Here is a 17853-nt window from a genome sequence, read left to right as displayed (position 1 = left end):
TGTGCTTTCTGTTCTCTGAGTTAGTTCTTCAGCAAGCCGAGTTCCCGGCCTGCCTGCTCGAATGCTGCCAGTACCGTGTCCAGTTGCGCGCGGGTGTGGGCGGCGGACAGCTGCACACGGACGCGGGCCTGGCCCATCGGTACTACGGGGTAGAAGAAGCCGCTGAGCAAAACGCCCAGCTCGTACATTCGTGCAGCGAACTTCTGCGCTACGGGCGCTTCGAACAGCATCACCGGCACCACCGGGTGGGTGCCCGGCTTGATGGTGAAGCCGATGCGCTCGATCTCCTTGCGGAAGTAGGCGGTGTTCTCGTGCAGGCGGTCACGCAGCTCGGTGGAGGCGGACAGGCGCTTGAGCACGGCCAGCGAGGCGCCGGCGATCGAGGGCGCCAGGGTATTGGAGAACAGATAAGGGCGCGACTTCTGGCGCAGCGTGTCGATCACTTCCTTGCGGCCGGAGGTGAAGCCGCCCATGGCGCCGCCCAGGGCCTTGCCCAGGGTGCCGGTGATGATGTCGATCTTGCCCAGCACATTGTGATGCTCGTGGGTGCCGCGCCCGGTCTTGCCCATGAAACCGGAAGCGTGGCATTCGTCGATCAACACCAGCGCGCCGTATTTCTCGGCCAGCTCCACGATCTTGTCCAGCTGGGCGATGGTGCCGTCCATGGAGAACACGCCGTCGGTGACGATGATCTTGTTGCGCTTGCCGGCGGCGTCCTGCAGCTGCTTTTCCAGGTCGGCCATGTCGTTGTGGGCGTAGCGGAAGCGCGCGGCCTTGCACAGGCGGATGCCGTCAATGATGGAGGCGTGGTTCAGCGCGTCCGAAATGATGGCGTCGTTCTCGTCGAACAGCGGCTCGAACACGCCGCCGTTGGCGTCGAAGGCGGCTGCGTACAGGATGGTGTCTTCGGTGCCCAGGAAGGCGGAAATGGCCTGTTCCAGTTGCTTGTGCACGGTTTGCGTGCCGCAAATGAAGCGCACCGACGACAGGCCGTAGCCGTATTTCTCGGTCGCTTCGATGGAAGCCTGGGCCACCCACTCTTCGCCGGACAGGCCCAGGTAGTTATTGGCGCACATATTGATGAGCGTGCGGCCGTCCTGCGCCACCACTTCCGATCCCTGGCGGGAAGCGATCACGCGCTCCGGCTTGTACAGGCCCTGTTCGCGCAGGGTATCCAGATTCTGCTGCAGGCCGGTGTAGAAGGCGTTTTTCGCTTGCTCGCTCATGATCTTCCTCTTTTGGTGGTGTGGGGTTATGCTGTGGGTTGAGTGGAGTTTACTCCAATTTTTTCACCGCACTCCTGAAATCCGTTATTTCGAACTCAAGTTCAATATAATGGATATTACCGAAGGCCAGTGAACTTTGCAACATATAAAAGAATGAAAACCGCATGAGCGCATCCGTCCCAAACAACGCCCCGCCGGAAGTCGGCGCCGCCCTGCAACGCCTGCGCCTGGCGCGCGGGCTGACGCTGGAAGACCTGTCGCGCATCGCGGGGGTATCGAAGTCCATGCTGTCGCAGATCGAGCGCGAGAAGGCCAACCCCACTATCGCCATTACGTGGCGGCTGGCCAATGCGCTGGGCGTGGCCATCGGCGAACTGCTGTCCGAGTCGGGCAAGAGTGTGGAAACGATCAGGGTGCTGGACGCCCACGAGACGCCCACGCTGCCCGGCGCCCACGCCGGCTACACGATGCGCATCCTGGGCCCGATGGAACTGGCAGGCAAGTATGAGTGGTACGAACTGACGCTGGCGACCGGCGGGGAACTGGTATCGCAGGCGCACGACCCAGGCACCACCGAGCACCTGACGGTGCTGCACGGGGCGATGGAACTGGAAGTGGGCGGCAGCAAGAAGAAGGTCAAGATGGGAGGCACCGCCCGCTACCCGGGCGACCTCGATCATGCCATCCGCAATGCGGGCAAGACCGAGGCCAAGGCGATTCTGGTGGTGATCCACCGCTAAGCGGCGCCGGGCTGAGCAGGGCTACACAGGACGCGGCGCCGGGGGCCATTTACAACGGAAAATCGACGGTACGGCGCTCGCGGTGACTGGCTTGGGCTGCCTCGATTACGCGCACCACGTTGAGCGCATCCGCCGCCGCCACCGGGACCGGCAGGCCGGCGTTGATCGCCCGCCCCATGCCGGCGTAGTAACTTTCGTAGCTGCCGGCCAGCGTGGGCAAGCGTTCGGCCACCGGGACGCCGGCGGCCATCACGGTCACCGTGGCGTAGTGAGCGCCTTCGTCGCCGCCCCAGCCCTTGTCACCCGGCCTGGCGCCATGCTTCAAGGCGGTTTCCTGCCCGTCTATGCCGTATTTTGAGAAGCTGCCTTGCGTGCCGTGTACCTCGTAGCGCGGACCGGGCGCGCACACCTGCATGCCGGCACGCAGCACCGCCTTGCAATGGCCGTAGTCCATCGTAAGGTGGAAATAGTCCTCCACCAGCGCGCCCGCGCGCTGCACGGACAGGTCCGCCGTCACTGCGCGCGGCATGCCAAACAGCTGAAGCGCCTGGTCTATCAGATGGGAGCCCAGGTCCCACAGGATGCCAGCGCCCGGTTGCTGCTCCTCTTTCCAGCGCGTCTTCACCTGCGGAGCATAACGGTCGAAATGGGCGAAGTAGGAGTGCACCTGTCCCAGCCGGCCGGATTCGATGCAGTTGCGCAGCGTAAGAAAGTCGTTGTCCCAGCGGCGGTTGTGAAAGGCGCTGAGAAGCAGGCCTTTCCCGTTCGCCAGCGCGACCAGGGCTTCGCCCTGCTCCGACGACACCACGAAGGGCTTGTCGATCACCACATGCTTGCCGGCTTCCAGCGCGGCGCGCGCCAGCGCATAGTGGCTGGCGTTGGGTGTGGCGACGACGATCAGGCCGATGTGCGGGTCGGCCAGCATGGCCTGCGGCCCGGCGTCCAGGACCACGCCCGGATAGCTGCACCGCACCTCGTCCGCGTCGGCGCTGCTGCTGGAAATGCGCGCCAGCCTCAGGCCCGACGAAGCGGCGGCGGCGATCAGCGGCGCGTGGAACACTTTGCCGGCGAGGCCATATCCGATCAGGCCTACGGAGCATGCTAGCATGGCTTGCCTTTCTGTTCATGTTGATCTATCGCACACCCCGCAACTATAGCCTATCGGAACGGAGGCTTACCAGTTCGCCTCGCGCTCCGGGGTGGATGTGATGCGGTGCACCGACAGGTCGGCGCCCTGGAATTCCTGTTCGGGGTCGAGCCGCAGGCCGAGGGTGGCTTTCAGCAGGCCGTAGATGACGTAGCCCGACACACCGGCGATGGCCACGCCCAGTGCGGTGCCGGTCAGCTGCGAGACGAAGGACACGCCGCCCATGCCGCCCAGCCCCTTCAGGCCGAAGATGCCGGCCGCGATGCCGCCCCAGGCGCCGCACAGGCCGTGCAGCGGCCACACGCCCAGCACGTCGTCGATCTTCCATTTGTTCTGCGCCAGAGTAAACATCCACACGAACACGGCGCCGGCGATGCCGCCGGTGACCAGCGCGCCCAGCGGGTGCATCAGGTCGGAGCCGGCGCATACCGCCACCAGCCCGGCCAGCGGGCCGTTGTAGGCGAAGCCGGGGTCGTTCTTGCCCATCAGGACCGCGACCAGGGTGCCGCCCACCATGGCCATCAGCGAATTCACCGCCACCAGGCCGTTCATCTTGTCGAGCGCCTGCGCGCTCATCACGTTAAAGCCGAACCAGCCCACGGTGAGTATCCATGCGCCCAGGGCCAGGAAGGGGATAGACGACGGCGGATGCGCCGCGATGGCGCCGTTCTTCATGTAGCGTCCGCGCCGCGCACCCAGCAGCAGCACAGCCGGCAGCGCGATCCAGCCGCCCATGGCGTGCACCACCACCGAACCGGCGAAGTCGTGGAACTCCGCACCAAAGCTGTGCAGCAGCCATTGCTGGAAGCCGAAGCGCTGGTTCCAGACCATGCCTTCAAAGAAGGGATAGACAAAGCCGACCAGCAGCGCGGTGGCGATCAGCTGCGGATTGAAGCGCGCCCGTTCGGCGATGCCGCCGGAGATGATGGCAGGAATGGCGGCGGCAAAGGTGAGCAGGAAGAAGAACTTCACCAGCTCGTAACCGTTCCTGGCCGCCAGCACCTCGGCGCTGGCGAAGAAGTCCACGCCATAGGCGATGCCGTAGCCGATGAAAAAATAGGCGATGGTGGACACGGCGAAATCGACCAGAATCTTCACCAGGGCGTTGACCTGGTTCTTCTTGCGCACCGTGCCCAGTTCCAGGAAGGCAAAACCCGCGTGCATTGCCAAAATCATGATGGCGCCGAGCAGGATAAACAGCGCGTCTGCACCAGAATTGTTACCAGCCATACCAGCCACTCCCCAAAAGAATGCAAAGTCAAATAAAGAATGTTCTTATAAGCAAATTTCGTACCAATTTGGTGCGAATTGCTAAGCGCTTGATTTGACTGGGTTTGGGCAATGCCAGCGACGCCGCGCGACGGTGCGTTCGCACCATTGCGGGGCGCCAGCTTGGTGCGCAGATGGTCAGATCGGCGCGCCGGGCGGGACGGACGGCATGGCGCGCAGCTTCACGCTGCGCGGGTCGGCCAGGTAGGCGCGCACCAGGTCGGCAGCCTGCTTGCGGCTGGCCGCCGTGGCGCCCTGCCCCGGATTTTTCGCCAGCCACGCGGCAAACTCGCTCGCCACGCCGCGCAACTCGGCCTGCACGACCGCATGCAGCTTGCCGCCGTCGAGCAAGTTCAGCGTGGCGTCCAGCAGCACCCAGTTGGCGGCTGTCTGCACCGCCTCGCCCCCCACCACGGACGCCGGGATGGGTTCGCGTTTCCAGGTGCGCTGCAGCAGCAGGTTCAAGGTCTCCGCCGCGCCGGGCTGCTGCGCGTCGCGCGCGTGCTGCCAGGACAGGCGGTTCAGGCGCGCCGGGTCCAGCAGGAAGCCGGCACTGTGCGCAGCCCCGGCCTCCGCCGCCGACAACGCGTCGAACACACTGTCCATGCGGCCCTGGAAGTACTCGCGGCTGCGCTCATAGCCTTGCGCCGGCGGCGTGAGCGCGTCCAGCACCTTGGCCGGCAGCGCCAGGTATTCGGCGCGCAAGGTGTCGGCCAGCCGGGCCAGCGCCTGGCGCTGGGTTGCAGCGGGAACGGTGCGCACCCCGCCCTTTGCCAGCCCGGCCTTCACGTCGCCGCTGGTGGCGTATTCAAAGTCGCCGCCACCGATCAGGCGCGCCAGCGCTTCGCCCTGGTAGCGCTGCAGCAGATACACCGGCACCAGGCGCGCTTCCAGTTCGCCGGCCTGGCGCTCGTCCGGCAGCACGTCGAAGGAAAAGCGCTCCAGCGCGCGGCGGCGCACGGCGGTCAGGTTGTCCCAGGTCTTGATGGAGTCGGGGCCGAAGTCCCACAGCAGGCCTTGCGGATGGACGGAGCCGGCCGAGCGGGCGTCGCTGTCGCCGCTGTACTCCAGGCCGGCGGCACGCGCTTCGGCGCGCAGTTTGGCCAGCGCCGCCTGCTCGTCGCCGGGGAACTGGCCGTAGACGTGCTTGACCACGTAGTCGTCCCACGGGCCGAGGCCGGCGCCATAGGCGTCCTGCAAGTCGATCTCGCCCTGCGCATTGATCTTCAGGACCGGATGGGGATAGTCCATCACCGAGCCGTTGCCGTGGCGGCTGGCGGCAAAGTTGTGGGCGAAGCCCAGCGTATGGCCAACCTCGTGTGCGGACAGCTGGCGCAGGCGCGCCAGGGCCATGGCTTCGGCCAGTTTCTGTTTGTCCGGGGCGGCGTCCTTGCCGTACGGCGCCAGCAGGCTCTCGGCGATCAGGATGTCCTGCCGCACGCGTTGCGAGCCGAGGTTGACGGCGCCACGAATGATTTCGCCGGTGCGCGGATCGGCCAGCGCATTGCCATAGGACCAGCCGCGCGTGGCGCGGTGGGTCCAGGTGATGACGTTGTAGCGCACGTCCATGGCGTCCGCACCTTCGGGCAGCAGTTCCACGCGGTAGGCATCCTTGAAGCCGGCCTTCTCGAAGGCGCTGGCCCACCAGCGCGCGCCGTCCAGCAAGGCGCTGCGCACCGGCTCAGGTGCGCCACGGTCGACGTAGAAGACGATGGGCTTGTTCACCGGACTGGGCAGGCCTGCGGCCGCCGCGGCGGCATCGGACTTCTCCAGGCGGTGGCGTACCTGCCAGCGCACGTCCAGGCTCTTGGCCAGCGGCGTGGCGAAGTCGGAATAGCCGGTGTCGAATCCGCCGGATGCGGGATGGTAGGGGCGCGGCTGGTAGCGTGACACGGCGCCGGGACCGGTGTCCGGCAGGCGCACCAGGCTGATGTGCTGGCGCATGGACAGGCTGGCCGGGTCGGCCGCCACCTGCTTGACGAAGTCACCCTGGCCCGGCCCCTGGAAGGTCAGCAATGCTTCAAGCTCCGTATTGTCGGGGAAGCTCCTGGCCAGGTCCGGCAGCACCGCGCTGCGCTTGGGGTCCACGCTGTAGGCGCCTTGCCTGGCGGCGGCGATGCGGCCCGCCACGCCGTGCTGGTCGGCCAGCAGGAAGCTGGAGAAGTCCACCAGGTGCTTGCCGCCGTCGCTGGCCAGGATGTCGCCGGCCCACAGCACGGCGCCGGCGAACGATTCGGCCACCGCAGCGCGCTCGCCGGCGTCGCGCGAGTTGGCCACGAAGCGGGTGTTGTCCTGCACAAGGAACAGGCGGGCGCCGTGCTTCTGGAAACGCACCACTTTCACCTCGCCCGGCTGGCCACGGTCCAGGCCCACGTCGTTCGAGCCCAGCGCGTACGGCAGGGAGCTGACCAGCAGGAAGGGCTGCTCGAGCGCGGCCACGGACAGCAGCACCCTGCCCTTGTCGCTGTCGCGCCAGAGGTCGATGAAGCCGGGCTGCGCTTGCAGGCCCCTGGTGTGGTCGGAGGCCGTCCCGGGGGGCTCGGCGGCGAGGACGGGCATGGCGCTAAGCAGCGAGGTGGCGAACAGCGTAGCAAGGAGCGTGGCGGGCTTGGTCATGGGCATGGTCGATGGATGGTAAAACGCGCCCCGGAGGGCGCGTGTGAATTAAAGCCGGGGGCCGGCCGGCAAGGCGGTTGCAACCCGCCCTGCCGGGCCGTATTACTGGCTGCCGCCCGAGACCGGCGCTGCTGGCGCGTCCATCTGCAGGGCGCGGGTCAGGAAGCCCCAGCGGTCGGCCACTTCTTCAATCTGTTTCGCGGTCGGCTTGCCGGCGCCGTGGCCGGCTTTGGTATCGATGCGGATCAGGATCGGGTTGGCGCCGGCTTGCGCGGCTTGCGCTGCGGCGGCGAACTTGAAGCTGTGCGCCGGCACCACGCGGTCGTCATGATCGGCCGTGGTGACCATGGTGGCCGGATAGCAGCTGCCGGCCTTCAGGTTGTGCAGCGGCGAGTACTTGACCAGCGCCTTGAACTCTTCCGGGTTGTCCGACGAACCGTAGTCCGAGGTCCAGGCCCAGCCGATGGTGAACTTCTGGAAGCGCAGCATGTCCATCACGCCCACGGCCGGAATGGCAGCGGCGAACAGGTCGGGACGCTGCGTCATGGCTGCGCCCACCAGCAGGCCGCCGTTGCTGCCGCCGCCGATCGACAGCTTGGCAGGCGAAGTGACCTTGTTGGCCACCAGCCATTCGGCCGCGCCGATGAAGTCGTCGAACACGTTCTGCTTCTGCAGCTTGGTGCCGGCCTTGTGCCAGGCTTCGCCGTACTCGCCGCCGCCGCGCAGGTTGGCCAGCACGTACACGCCGCCCATTTCCAGCCACGCCAGGTTGGCCACCGAGAACGACGGCGTCATCGAGGCGTTGAAGCCGCCGTAGCCGTACAAATAGGTCGGGTTGCTGCCGTCCAGCTTGATGCCCTTCTTGGCCACGATGAACATCGGCACCTTGGTGCCGTCGCGGCTGGTGAAGAACTGCTGGCGGGTTTCGTACGCTGCCGGGTCGAAGTCCACTTTCGGCTGGCGGTAAACGCTGCTCTTGCCGGTCTTCATGTCGTAGCGGTAGATGGTGGACGGCGTGGTGAAGCTGGTGTAGGCGTAGAAGGTTTCGCTGTCCTTGGCCTTGCCGTTGAAGCCGGCCGCCGAGCCGATGCCCGGCAGGTCCAGCGTGCGCACCGGCTTGCCCTTCAGGTCGAAGATCTTGACGGCGCTGTGCGCGTCGGTCAGGTAGTTCAGCACCAGTTGCTTGTTGATGATGTTGGCGGAGGTCAGCGTTTCGGCAGCTTCGGGCACCAGCTCTTTCCACTGGTCCGGCGCCGGCTTGCGGATGTCGATCGCGATGATGCGCGACTTCGGCGCGTTTTTGTCGGTGCGGAAGTAGAACAGCGGGCCTTCGTTGGCGATGAAGTCGTAGGAGGCGTCGAACTGCTCCAGCAGGCCGACCACTTTGGCGTCCTTCTTGCTCAGGTCTTTGACGAAGACACGGTTCTTGCGCTCGGTGCCATGGCTGCCGTTGATGATCAGGTAGCGGCCGTCGTCGGTCACCTCGGCGCCAAAGCCCCACTCCTTCTGGTCGGGGCGGTCATACACCAGCACGTCCGCGCTTTGCGGCGTGCCGATCTTGTGGAAGTACAGCTTCTGGAAGTAGTTCACGCCGGCCAGCTTGGTCGCTTCGGTCGGCTCGTCGTAGCGGCTGTAGTAGAAGCCGGAACCGTCGTGGTTCCAGGCAGTGCTGGAGAACTTGACCCACTTGATGTGGTCCTCGGTGTCCTTGCCGCTGTCGATGGCGCGCACCTTGATCTCGTTCCAGTCGGAGCCGGAAGCGGCAGTGCTGTAGGCCAGCAGCTTGCCGTCCGGGCTGACGGCGGCGCCGGCCAGCGCCACGGTGCCGTCGCTGGACAGCGTGTTCGGATCGAGCAGCACGCGCGGCGTGTCGGTCAAGGTCTTCATGGTGTACAGCACGGACTGGTTCTGCAGGCCGTCGTTGCGGCTGTAGAAGTAGCGGCCGCCTTCCTTGTACGGCACGCCGTAGCGTTCGAAGTTCCACAGCTTGGTCAGGCGCGCCTTGATGGCTTCACGCGCCGGAATCTGGCCCAGGTAACCCTGCGTCAGCTTGTTCTGCGCGTCCACCCATTCCTTGGTCTCGGCGCTGTTGGCGTCTTCCAGCCAGCGGTAAGGATCGGCCACCATGGTGCCGTGGTAGTTGTCCTGCTGGTCGACCTTCTTGGTCAGCGGATAGCTGACCGCCGAGCCGTTGCCGGGGCAGGTTTGCGCCAGCGCGGCGCCGCTGAAGGCTGCGGCCAGCGCGAAGATCAGGGAAGCACGTCGTAATTGCATAGGAATTATTCTCGTCCAATGTTGTTCGGGGAAGGCACGGCTATTGCCACGCCGAAATCGATCATAGCGTGGAATGTGACAAATTTGAAATGTTCCAGAGGGCGCTGCGGCGCTTTTTATTCGGCCAGCGCGGCCGGCACGGCGCCGCTGCCGGCCAGTGCGATCGGCGGCCGCCACTGCTCCAGCCAGCCGGCCAGCTGCCCGGCCGGCATGGGGCGGCTCATGAAATAACCTTGCCCCTGGTCGCAGCCCATGCGCGCCAGCAGGCGCCACACGGCTTCGGTCTCGATGCCCTCGGCCACCACCCGCAAGCCCATGTTGTGGCCCAGGTCGATGGTGGAACGCACGATCTTGGTGTCGCCGATGTCGTGCTCCATATTCATGACGAAGGACTTGTCGATCTTCAGCTCGTCCACCGGCAGCCGTTTCAGGTAGGCCAGCGACGAGTAGCCGGTACCGAAGTCGTCGATGGACAGCTCCAGGCCCATGGCATGCAGGCGCTCCAGCGTATTTTGCGCACGCACCGGATCGTCCATGATGGCGCTTTCGGTGATCTCCAGGCAAAACGAGCCGGGCCCCAGCTGGTGCTGCGCCAGCAAGTCGGCGAACTTCACCGGCAGGTCCTGGTCCATCAGGTCGCGCGTGGACAGGTTGACGGAGATTTTCAGCGCGATGCCCTGCTCGGCCAGCTGGCGGCACAGCACGGCCGACTGCTCCATCACCCAGCGCGTCAGCACGCGGATGAAGCCGGTCTGCTCGGCGAAGGGAATGAACTGGTCGGGGAACACATTGCCGCGTTCCGGGTGCACCCAGCGCACCAGCGCCTCGGCGCCCACCGCCTTGCCGGAATCGAGCAGGATCTTCGGTTGCACGAACAGCCGGAACTCGTTGCGCTCGATGGCGTTGCGCAGCTCGGTGAGCAGCGACAGGCTTTGCTCGCTGGACTTGTCGAAGCCGGCGTCGTACACCACGGCGCCGTCGTTGCGCTGTTTGGCGGTGTACATGGCCACCTCGGCCGCGCTCAGGATGGCCTCGGCGCTGTCGCCGTGCAGCGGATAGCCGGCAATGCCCAAGCCGGCGCCGATGTCGACCATCTGGTCTTCCAGCGACAGCGGGGTTTCCAGCGCGGCCAGGATTTCCCGCGCAATCAGCTGCGCCTGTTCCAGCGCGGTATCGGGCAGCAGCACCACGAACTCGTCGCCGCCCAGGCGCGCCACTTGCGCAGACGTGTTGCGGCGGTTGGCCAGTTGCAGCTGCAGCCGCCCCGCCACCTGGCGCAGCAGCGCGTCGCCGAAGCTGTGGCCCATGACGTCGTTAACGTGCTTGAAGCGGTCCAGGTCCATCATCAGCACGAACACCGAGGACTCGCGTTTGCGCGCCTCGGCGAGGGAATCGTTCAGGTGCAGCACGAACTGGGCGCGGTTGGGCAGGCCGGTCAGGGTGTCCCAGTATGCCAGGCGGCGGATTTCCTGCTCGCGCTTGGCAATCCCGTCGCGCATGCTGTCGAACGCCTGCGCCAGCGCGCCGATTTCGTCCTCGCGCTTGAATTCGATCTGGCCCTTGTAGTCGCCGCGCTCGAGGCGTTTGGCGGTGTCGGCCAGCAGCGTCAGCGGCTGCGCGATGCGCTTGGCGGTGAAGACGCTGACGGCGGCCGAGATCAGGATGCCGGCAATGGCCAGGCCCAGCAGCCAGCGCTCCAGCCGTGCATACTCGGAAATCGCTTCATCGATGGAGCGCGCCAGCAGCACGGTAACGGCCTGGCCGGCATCCTCGCCGATCAGCAGCTGGCGCACGCTGTAGCGCGCGTCCTGCACGTCGAGGTCGAACGGGGCGTCCGGGCGCGCCGGCGCCGCGCGCAATTGCTGCACCAGCCCGGAGATGACGGGCACGCCGAACGTGGACGCCACCGGCAGCAAATTGCCCTGGCGGTCGCGCGTGAGGATGGAGGTGTGCAGGCCGCTTACGCTTTGCATCTCGGCCGCCAGCTGGCCGTCGATCGGGAAGGTCATCACGATGTAGCCGATGACGATGGGCGCTTTCACCGGCATCACCACCACCTGGTAGGGATAGCGGTCGACCACGGCAATGCCGTTGGCGCCGTCCGACGCTTCGGCCTGGTCCAGCATGCTCATGACCAGCTTTTCCAGGCCGGCCGACTGCGCCTCGCTGGTGGTGGCGGTAATCTTGCGCTCGGCCGATACCAGCATGGAGGCGGTGGCCTTGATGCGGCGCCCGCTGTTGGCCAGCGCCGACTCGATGGTGGCGCGGTCCGATTCGTCGTTGTTGCCGATGGCGGCCACGAAGGCGGTGTCGCGCGCCAGCAGGCGCGCGCCGAAACGCAGGCTTTGCGCGTTTTGCTCCAGCAGGCGGCGGAACACCTTGGCGCCGTTGTTCAGTTCCACGCCGATGGCGGCGCGCGCGTTGCTGTCGATGCCGCCCTGGATCACCAGCAGCCCCACCACCTGCACTGCGACGATCAGCACCAGGAATAAGGTGGCGATGCGGCTTTCCAGGCTGCGGAATCGGAAGCGCATGCAGGCTCCTACAGCGCGTCGCCGCCGGCGGGCGGCTTCATGGCCAGGCGCAAGCTGGCCGTGCCGTACGCCTCGCCGGCCTTAATCGCCACCGCCTGCTCGGAAGGCTGGCCGCCGGCCATATTGAAATGCCAGACCTTGAGCACGTACTTGCCGGCCGGCGCGTCCACGCGGCCCAGGCCGCTGGCGTCGGCCTTGGCGAAGTACGGCGTGTCCACCACCCGCACGTAGGCCACCATCTTGTCGTGGATATTACAGCCCAGCACCACCACACCGGGCTTGTCGAAAATCTGCGGCGTGGCCGAGGTGCCCGAGTACAGTTTCTGGTCGAACTTGTGTGCCGGCGAGAAGGAATAGATGTGGTGGCGCACCTTGTCGTTGTTCGGGAAATCAATGCGGCTGCCGGTCTGCACCACGGTCACCAGCGGCAAGAATTTAAGGCCCTTCTGCTCGATTTCCGCGCCCTTGGCCGGCTTGGCCTGGCCCTGGCCGGCTTCCGGCTCCAGCCAGGCCACGGCGTCCGGCAGTGGCGCGCCGGCAGTGTCGGCCACATGCACGGCCAGTCCGGAAGCGCCGGCGCCGCCCGCCGTGAGGCACAGGGTAGCGGCGGCTGCCATGCGGTGAATCAGTATGCTCATCGGGAGAGACGCGGCGCGGAATAGAGAAAAACCTATTGTAGCGCCAGCCGCCTGAGGCGTTAAGTAGTTTCCTGAATTCATCACCCTGTCATATTCGATGCCTAATATGGCAGGGTTGCTACTTTCTTGCCTGCCTATCATGAACAATGTGGCCTACCTGCGGCCCGCGCCCGACGACGATGCCTTGCTGCGCATGCAACTGAACGACATCATCGAGCGCCGCCAGCTGAGCGCGCTGCTGCAGCCCATCGCCCGCATGCAGGACGGCGAGATCATCGCCTACGAAGGGCTGATCAGGGGGCCATCCGACAGCCCGCTGCACTCGCCGCTGAACCTGTTCAAGGCGGCGCGCGCCTGCGGCCGCACGGTGGAGGTGGAGCACCTGTGCCGGCGCGTGGTGCTGGAGCGCTTCGCCGAACTGAAGCTGCCGGGCAAGCTGTTCCTCAACGTGAGCCCCGAATGCCTGTTGCTGCAACCCGACGGTACGCGCGGCGAAACCTTGCAATACATACACCAGATCGGCATCAACCCGGACCGCGTGATCATCGAGCTGACAGAGAACCAGCCCACCTACGACTATGAGCTGATGCGCGAAGCGGTGCTGCATTACCGCAACATGGGCTTCCAGATCGCCATCGACGACCTGGGCGAGGGCTTCTCCAGCCTGCGCCTGTGGTCCGAACTGCGGCCCGAGTACGTGAAAATCGACATGCACTTCATCCAGGGCATCAACCAGGACCCGGTGAAGCTGCAGTTCGTGCGCTCGATCCAGGAAATCGCCGACAAGTCGGACACGCTGGTGATCGCCGAAGGCATCGAAACACAGGCCGAACTGCTGGTGCTGCGCGACATCGGCGTGGCCTACGGCCAGGGCTACCACCTGGGACGGCCGCACAGCGCGCCGGCGCGCGCCCTGCCAGCCGAGGTGGCCAAGGCGCTGAGCCGCAATGGCGTGGCGGTGTATCCGCAGCGCAGCGGCGAGAAGCAGGCCGCCACCATTGCCAAGCTGCTGCACGAGGTGGCGGCGGTGGCGCCGTCGCTAAGCAACAACGAAGTCTACGAAATCTTCATGGCCGAGCCCAAGCTGCTGATCATCCCGGTGGTGGACGACGGCGTGCCGCTGGGGCTGATCAGCCGCTTCGACATGATCGACCACTTCGCGCGGCCCTACCAGCGCGAACTGTACGGCAAAAAATCCTGCCGCCAGTTCATGGACCCCAAGCCGCTGATCGCCGACAAGGACACCAGCCTGCAAGACCTGTCCTACCGCATGGTGGAATCGGCCGCGCACCACCTGTTCAACGGCTTCATCATCACCGAGCACGGGCGTTACCTGGGCATGGGCACCGGCCACGACCTAATGCGCGAGATCACGCAGATGCAGATCCATGCGGCGCGCTACGCCAATCCGCTGACCCAGCTGCCGGGCAATGTGCCGATCAACGAGCACATCGACCGCCTGCTCGAGAGCGGCACCCGGTTCTGGGTGTGCTACTGCGACCTGGACCACTTCAAGCCCTTCAACGACGTGTACGGCTACCGGCGCGGCGACGACGTGATCCAGATGACGGGGCGCATCCTGAGCAGCCATTGCGACCCGGACCGCGACTTCATCGGCCACATCGGCGGCGACGATTTCATGCTGCTGTTCCAGAGCGAAGACTGGGAAGCGCGCTGCCGCGCCATCCTGGCCGATTTCGAGGCCGGCGTGCTGGACTACTACAGCCTGGAAGACCGCGAGCGCGGCGGCTATATCAGCGAGGACAGGCAAGGCAAGAAAGTGTTCTACTCAATGATGAGCTTGTCACTTGGCACGATACGGGTGGAGCCGCACCAGTACTATTCGCACCACCAGATCGCCACCCAGGCCTCCGACGCGAAAAAGCAGGCCAAGAAGATCCACGGCAACAGCCTGTTCGTGGACCGCCGCCAACCGGCTTGAAGCCGGCTCAGGCATCCGCTTGCGGACCGTTTGGGCGCCCGCCCTGGCCGGGGACCGGCAGGAATTGCGCCGCCAGCGCCTGCGCGTCGGCCAGTTGCGCCTCGCTCAGCCTGGCGCGCATCTGCTCGCGCTGCACGGCGGCGCTGGCGTTGCCGCTGGCGGCCGCCACCGAGATCCACATATAGGCTTGCACCGGATCGCGCGCCACGCCGCGCCCGCCGTTGTACATGCCGCCCAGGTTGTACTGCGCCAGCGCATGGCCCTGCTCAGCGGCCTGGCGGTAGCAGGCCACGGCCTCCTCGTCGCTGCGCGCCAAGCCCTGGCCGTTGGCGTACATCACGCCCAGGTTGTTCAGGGCGCTGGCGTCGCCCTGCCCGGCCGCCGCCTGGTACCAGGCCACGGCGCGCGCCTCGTCCCGTTGCACGCCCTGGCCGTTGGCGTACATGACGGCGGCGTTGAACTGCGCGTTGGCCACGCCCTGCGCGGCGGCCAGGCAATACCATTCCAGCGCGCGCCCCGCGTCGGCCGCCACGCCGCGCCCCTGCGCATACATGGCGCCCAGGTTGTACTGCGCCAGCGCATGGCCGGACTCGGCGGCGCGGCGGTACCAGATGAACGCTTCCGGCTCGTCGCGGTCCACGCCGAAGCCGTTGGCCAGCAGCACGCCCAGGTTGAATTGCGCATCGACGTCGTCCTGCGCGGCGGCGCGCGCCAGCCAGCAGTACGCGCGGCGCTGGTCGGGCGCCACGCCGCGCCCTTCGGCATAGGCCACGCCGACCTGGCGCTGCGCCGCCGGATGGCCTTGCGCGGCGGCTTGCCGGAACCAGGCCAGCGCGGCCGCGTCGCTGGGCGGCACGCCCTGGCCGCGCCGGTGCATCAGCCCCAGGTTGAGCTGGGCGCCGGCGTCGCCCTGCAGCGCCGCCTTGCGCAGCCAGGCCAGCGCCAGTGCTTCGTTGCGCGGCGCGCCCAGGCCCAGCAGGTAGGCTTCGCCGGTCAGCGCCTGCGCGCTGGCCACGCCCTGCTCCGCGGCACGGCTGAACCAGGCCAGCGCATCGGCCTCGCTGTGCGGCACGCCGCGTCCCTTGCGGTACATCTGGCCCAGGTTCTGCTGGGCCGACGCGTCGCCCTGGTCGGCGGCCTGGCGGAACCAGAACGCGGCTTCCCCGTCGCGGCAGGGCGTGCCGCGCCCGTTGTAATACATGGCGCCGACGTGGTTCTGGGCGAAGGCCAGGCCTTGCAGCGCGGCCAGCCGCATCCAGACGAAAGCGCGTTCCTCGTCGCGGCGCACGCCCTGGCCTTTTTTGTACAGCAATGCCAGGTTGAACTGGGCATAGGGATCGCCGCGCGCGGCCGCATCCCGGTACCAGGTGAAAACAGAGGTGTCGGCTGTGGGATGGCGGTGGTCCATGATGGCCCTTTGCGTCGCGTGTGCCTCAAGCTTAGACAGTCAGGCGGACGCGCGTTTGATCCCGCTCAATCGAAATTGCGAATTGATAGCCTTGTGGAAATACTAACGTTGTGCGCCGGCGTCCGCCTGCTTGAGCAGGTAGGCATGCACTTTGGCGGCGGCCAGTTTGTTGACCGACAGCAGCAGTTCCGGCGCCACGGCGGGCAGGCCGTAAGTGTCGCCCAGGTGGCGGGCAATGTGCAGCAGCACCTGCGCCGCCACTTCCGCGTCGGACTCGGCCCGGTGGGCCGCGCTCTTGAAGCGGATGCCGAGCTGGCCGGAGAGCTGGCCCAGCTTGTAGCTGCCCAGCGCGGGGAACACCCGGCGCGACAGCTTGAGCGAACACACCGTGCCCTGGTGCGCGGGCGCCAGGCCCAGGCGGGCGCTTTCGGCGCGCAGGAATTTCTCGTCGAAACTGGCGTTGTGCGCGGCCAGCGCGTCGGCGCCGATGAACGCCAACAACGCCGGCACCACTTCGTCCACCGGCGGCGCCGTGTCCACCATGCGCTGCGTAATGCCGGTCAGCCCGGTGATGAAGGACGGAATCCGCACCCCGCAATTGATCAGCGAGACGTAACGCTCGGTGATGCGGCCGTCCTCGATGCGCAGCGCCGCCACTTCGGTGATGCGGTCGCCCATGTCGGGCGAGAGCCCGGTGGTCTCGAAGTCGATCATCACGATGGGCTTGCTGTACACCGCCATCACGCGCCCCCGAACTTGCGCACCGCGTCCAGCGCCAGGCCAGCGCCGATGCTGCCGAACAGGTCGCCTTCCACCTTGCGCGCCGCCGGCAGCACCGCGCCGATGCGTTCGCGCAGCGACTGCACGCCGCTGGAGCCGCCGGTGAAGAACACCGTGTCCACCTGCTCCGGCTTGACGCCGGCGTCGGCCAGCATCTTCTGTACGGTTTGCTCGACCGAGCCCACCAGGTGGCCGATGGCGGCATCGAAGCCGCTGCGGCTCAGGTCCAGCGTGACGGCCGGCGACAGGCGGTCCAGCTCCAGCGCCACCTGCTCGGCGCCGGACAACGCGATCTTGCCCTCCTCCACCTTCATCGCCAGCCAGTGGCCGGCGCGCTCGTCGATCAGCTTCTGCAGGCGGCTCAGCTTGTCCTGCTCGCGCGCGTCGCGCACCAGTTCGGACAGCTGGGTCCACATCTTCTTGGTGTAGGCCAGGTTGATGGTGTGCCAGGTGGCCAGGTTGAAGTAGTAGCTCGACGGCACTTCGCTGTTGTTGTTCAGCTGGCTGCCATAGCCCAGCAACGGCATCACGGCCGACAGGCTCAGGTATTTATCGAAATCGGTGCCGCCGATGTGCACGCCGCCGGTGGCCAGGATGTCGTCGCGCCGCTCGGCCTTCCTGGCCAGTTCGGGCGACAGGCGCACCAGCGAAAAGTCCGAAGTGCCGCCGCCGATGTCGGCGATCAGCACCAGCTCTTCGCGCTCGATCTGCGACTCGTAGTCGAAGGCGGCGGCGATGGGCTCGAACTGGAAGGCGATGTCCTTGAAGCCCACCGAACGGGCGATCTCGGCCAGCGTGTCCTCGGCCAGCTGGTCGTTCGCGGCGCTGTCGTCGATGAAGTGCACGGGGCGGCCGAACACGGCCGAGTTGAACTGGCGGCCGGAGGCCAGTTCGGCGCGCTTCTTGACTTCGCCGATGAAGTTGGCCAGCAGCATGCGGAACGGCAACGCGCGTCCGCCCACTTCGGTCTGGCCATCGATCAGGCTGGTGCCCAGCAGGCTTTTCAGCGAGCGCATCAGGCGGCCTTCGTAGCCGGCCAGGTATTCGCCCAGGGCGGCGCGGCCGAAGGTGACTTCCTCGTCCTCGGCGTTATAGAACACCACCGAAGGCAAGGTGGTTTTGCCGTCCTCGAGGGCCAGCATGGTGGGATGGCCGGGACGCACCCAGCCAACCGTGGAATTGGACGTGCCAAAATCGACTCCGCAAGCTATGGCCATGTCTCTCTTCCAGTGTGTTGAAGGGGCGGTAGTCTACCAGAAACGGCCGGGTCCGGCTACCG

12 protein-coding genes are annotated in these 17853 nt (G+C 66.3%); 2 read left to right on the top strand and 10 right to left on the bottom strand.

Going from position 1 to position 17853, the window contains the following annotated elements; genetic code table 11:
* Nucleotides 1-20 precede the first annotated feature (20 nt).
* Nucleotides 21-1226 (bottom strand): glycine C-acetyltransferase, encoded by a 1206-nt coding sequence (kbl, locus tag AC6H42_RS14850; RefSeq protein WP_497548379.1) that lies wholly within the window; start codon nucleotides 1224-1226, stop codon nucleotides 21-23.
* A 164-nt stretch (nucleotides 1227-1390) separates the two neighbouring features.
* Between kbl and AC6H42_RS14845 the strand changes: the two genes are divergently transcribed.
* Nucleotides 1391-1966, top strand: coding sequence for a helix-turn-helix domain-containing protein (locus AC6H42_RS14845; RefSeq protein ID WP_057156669.1), 576 nt, complete (start codon nucleotides 1391-1393; stop codon nucleotides 1964-1966).
* Nucleotides 1967-2015: 49 nt separating this feature from the next.
* Here AC6H42_RS14845 and AC6H42_RS14840 read toward each other — a convergent pair whose 3' ends face one another.
* From AC6H42_RS14840 to AC6H42_RS14815, 6 genes are all read right to left on the bottom strand, one after another.
* Nucleotides 2016-3074 (bottom strand): oxidoreductase, encoded by a 1059-nt coding sequence (locus tag AC6H42_RS14840; protein ID WP_497548378.1) that lies wholly within the window; start codon nucleotides 3072-3074, stop codon nucleotides 2016-2018.
* 66 nt (nucleotides 3075-3140) lie between these two features.
* Nucleotides 3141-4343 carry an ammonium transporter gene (locus AC6H42_RS14835; protein ID WP_497548377.1) on the bottom strand — a complete coding sequence of 401 codons (1203 nt, stop codon included), beginning with the start codon at nucleotides 4341-4343 and terminating at the stop codon, nucleotides 3141-3143.
* 177 nt (nucleotides 4344-4520) lie between these two features.
* Entirely contained in the window at nucleotides 4521-6998 is a 2478-nt protein-coding gene (locus tag AC6H42_RS14830) for a zinc-dependent metalloprotease (protein WP_497548376.1), read from the bottom strand.
* 102 nt (nucleotides 6999-7100) lie between these two features.
* Nucleotides 7101-9272: a prolyl oligopeptidase family serine peptidase gene (locus AC6H42_RS14825; protein WP_082551961.1), complete on the bottom strand. Its 2172-nt coding sequence runs from the start codon at nucleotides 9270-9272 to the stop codon at nucleotides 7101-7103.
* Nucleotides 9273-9388: 116 nt separating this feature from the next.
* The gene (locus AC6H42_RS14820; protein WP_057156672.1) at nucleotides 9389-11806 is read right to left on the bottom strand and encodes a putative bifunctional diguanylate cyclase/phosphodiesterase; all 2418 of its coding nucleotides are present in this window, start codon (nucleotides 11804-11806) and stop codon (nucleotides 9389-9391) included.
* A gap of 8 nt (nucleotides 11807-11814) precedes the next feature.
* Nucleotides 11815-12444, bottom strand: a complete 630-nt coding sequence (locus tag AC6H42_RS14815; protein WP_229418267.1) for a methylamine utilization protein — start codon at nucleotides 12442-12444, stop codon at nucleotides 11815-11817.
* A gap of 139 nt (nucleotides 12445-12583) precedes the next feature.
* Here AC6H42_RS14815 and AC6H42_RS14810 point away from each other — a divergent pair, with 139 nt between their 5' ends.
* Entirely contained in the window at nucleotides 12584-14386 is a 1803-nt protein-coding gene (locus AC6H42_RS14810) for a GGDEF domain-containing protein (protein ID WP_057156674.1), read from the top strand.
* A gap of 7 nt (nucleotides 14387-14393) precedes the next feature.
* On the opposite strand, the gene AC6H42_RS14805 is transcribed toward AC6H42_RS14810, so the two are convergent.
* From AC6H42_RS14805 to AC6H42_RS14795, 3 genes are all read right to left on the bottom strand, one after another.
* Nucleotides 14394-15794 carry a tetratricopeptide repeat protein gene (locus tag AC6H42_RS14805; protein ID WP_497548375.1) on the bottom strand — a complete coding sequence of 467 codons (1401 nt, stop codon included), beginning with the start codon at nucleotides 15792-15794 and terminating at the stop codon, nucleotides 14394-14396.
* 102 nt (nucleotides 15795-15896) lie between these two features.
* Nucleotides 15897-16535, bottom strand: a complete 639-nt coding sequence (locus tag AC6H42_RS14800) for a 3'-5' exonuclease (RefSeq protein ID WP_057156676.1) — start codon at nucleotides 16533-16535, stop codon at nucleotides 15897-15899.
* A complete protein-coding gene (locus tag AC6H42_RS14795) occupies nucleotides 16535-17791 on the bottom strand; it encodes an Hsp70 family protein (RefSeq protein WP_057156677.1) in 1257 nt (418 codons plus the stop codon). The genes AC6H42_RS14800 and AC6H42_RS14795 overlap by 1 nt, the downstream gene beginning before the upstream one ends.
* Between the last annotated feature and the right edge of the window lie 62 nt (nucleotides 17792-17853).

The sequence above is a fragment of the Massilia sp. NBRC 108631 genome, assembly GCF_059704565.1.
This window is presented reverse-complemented; position numbering and strand designations above follow the sequence as displayed.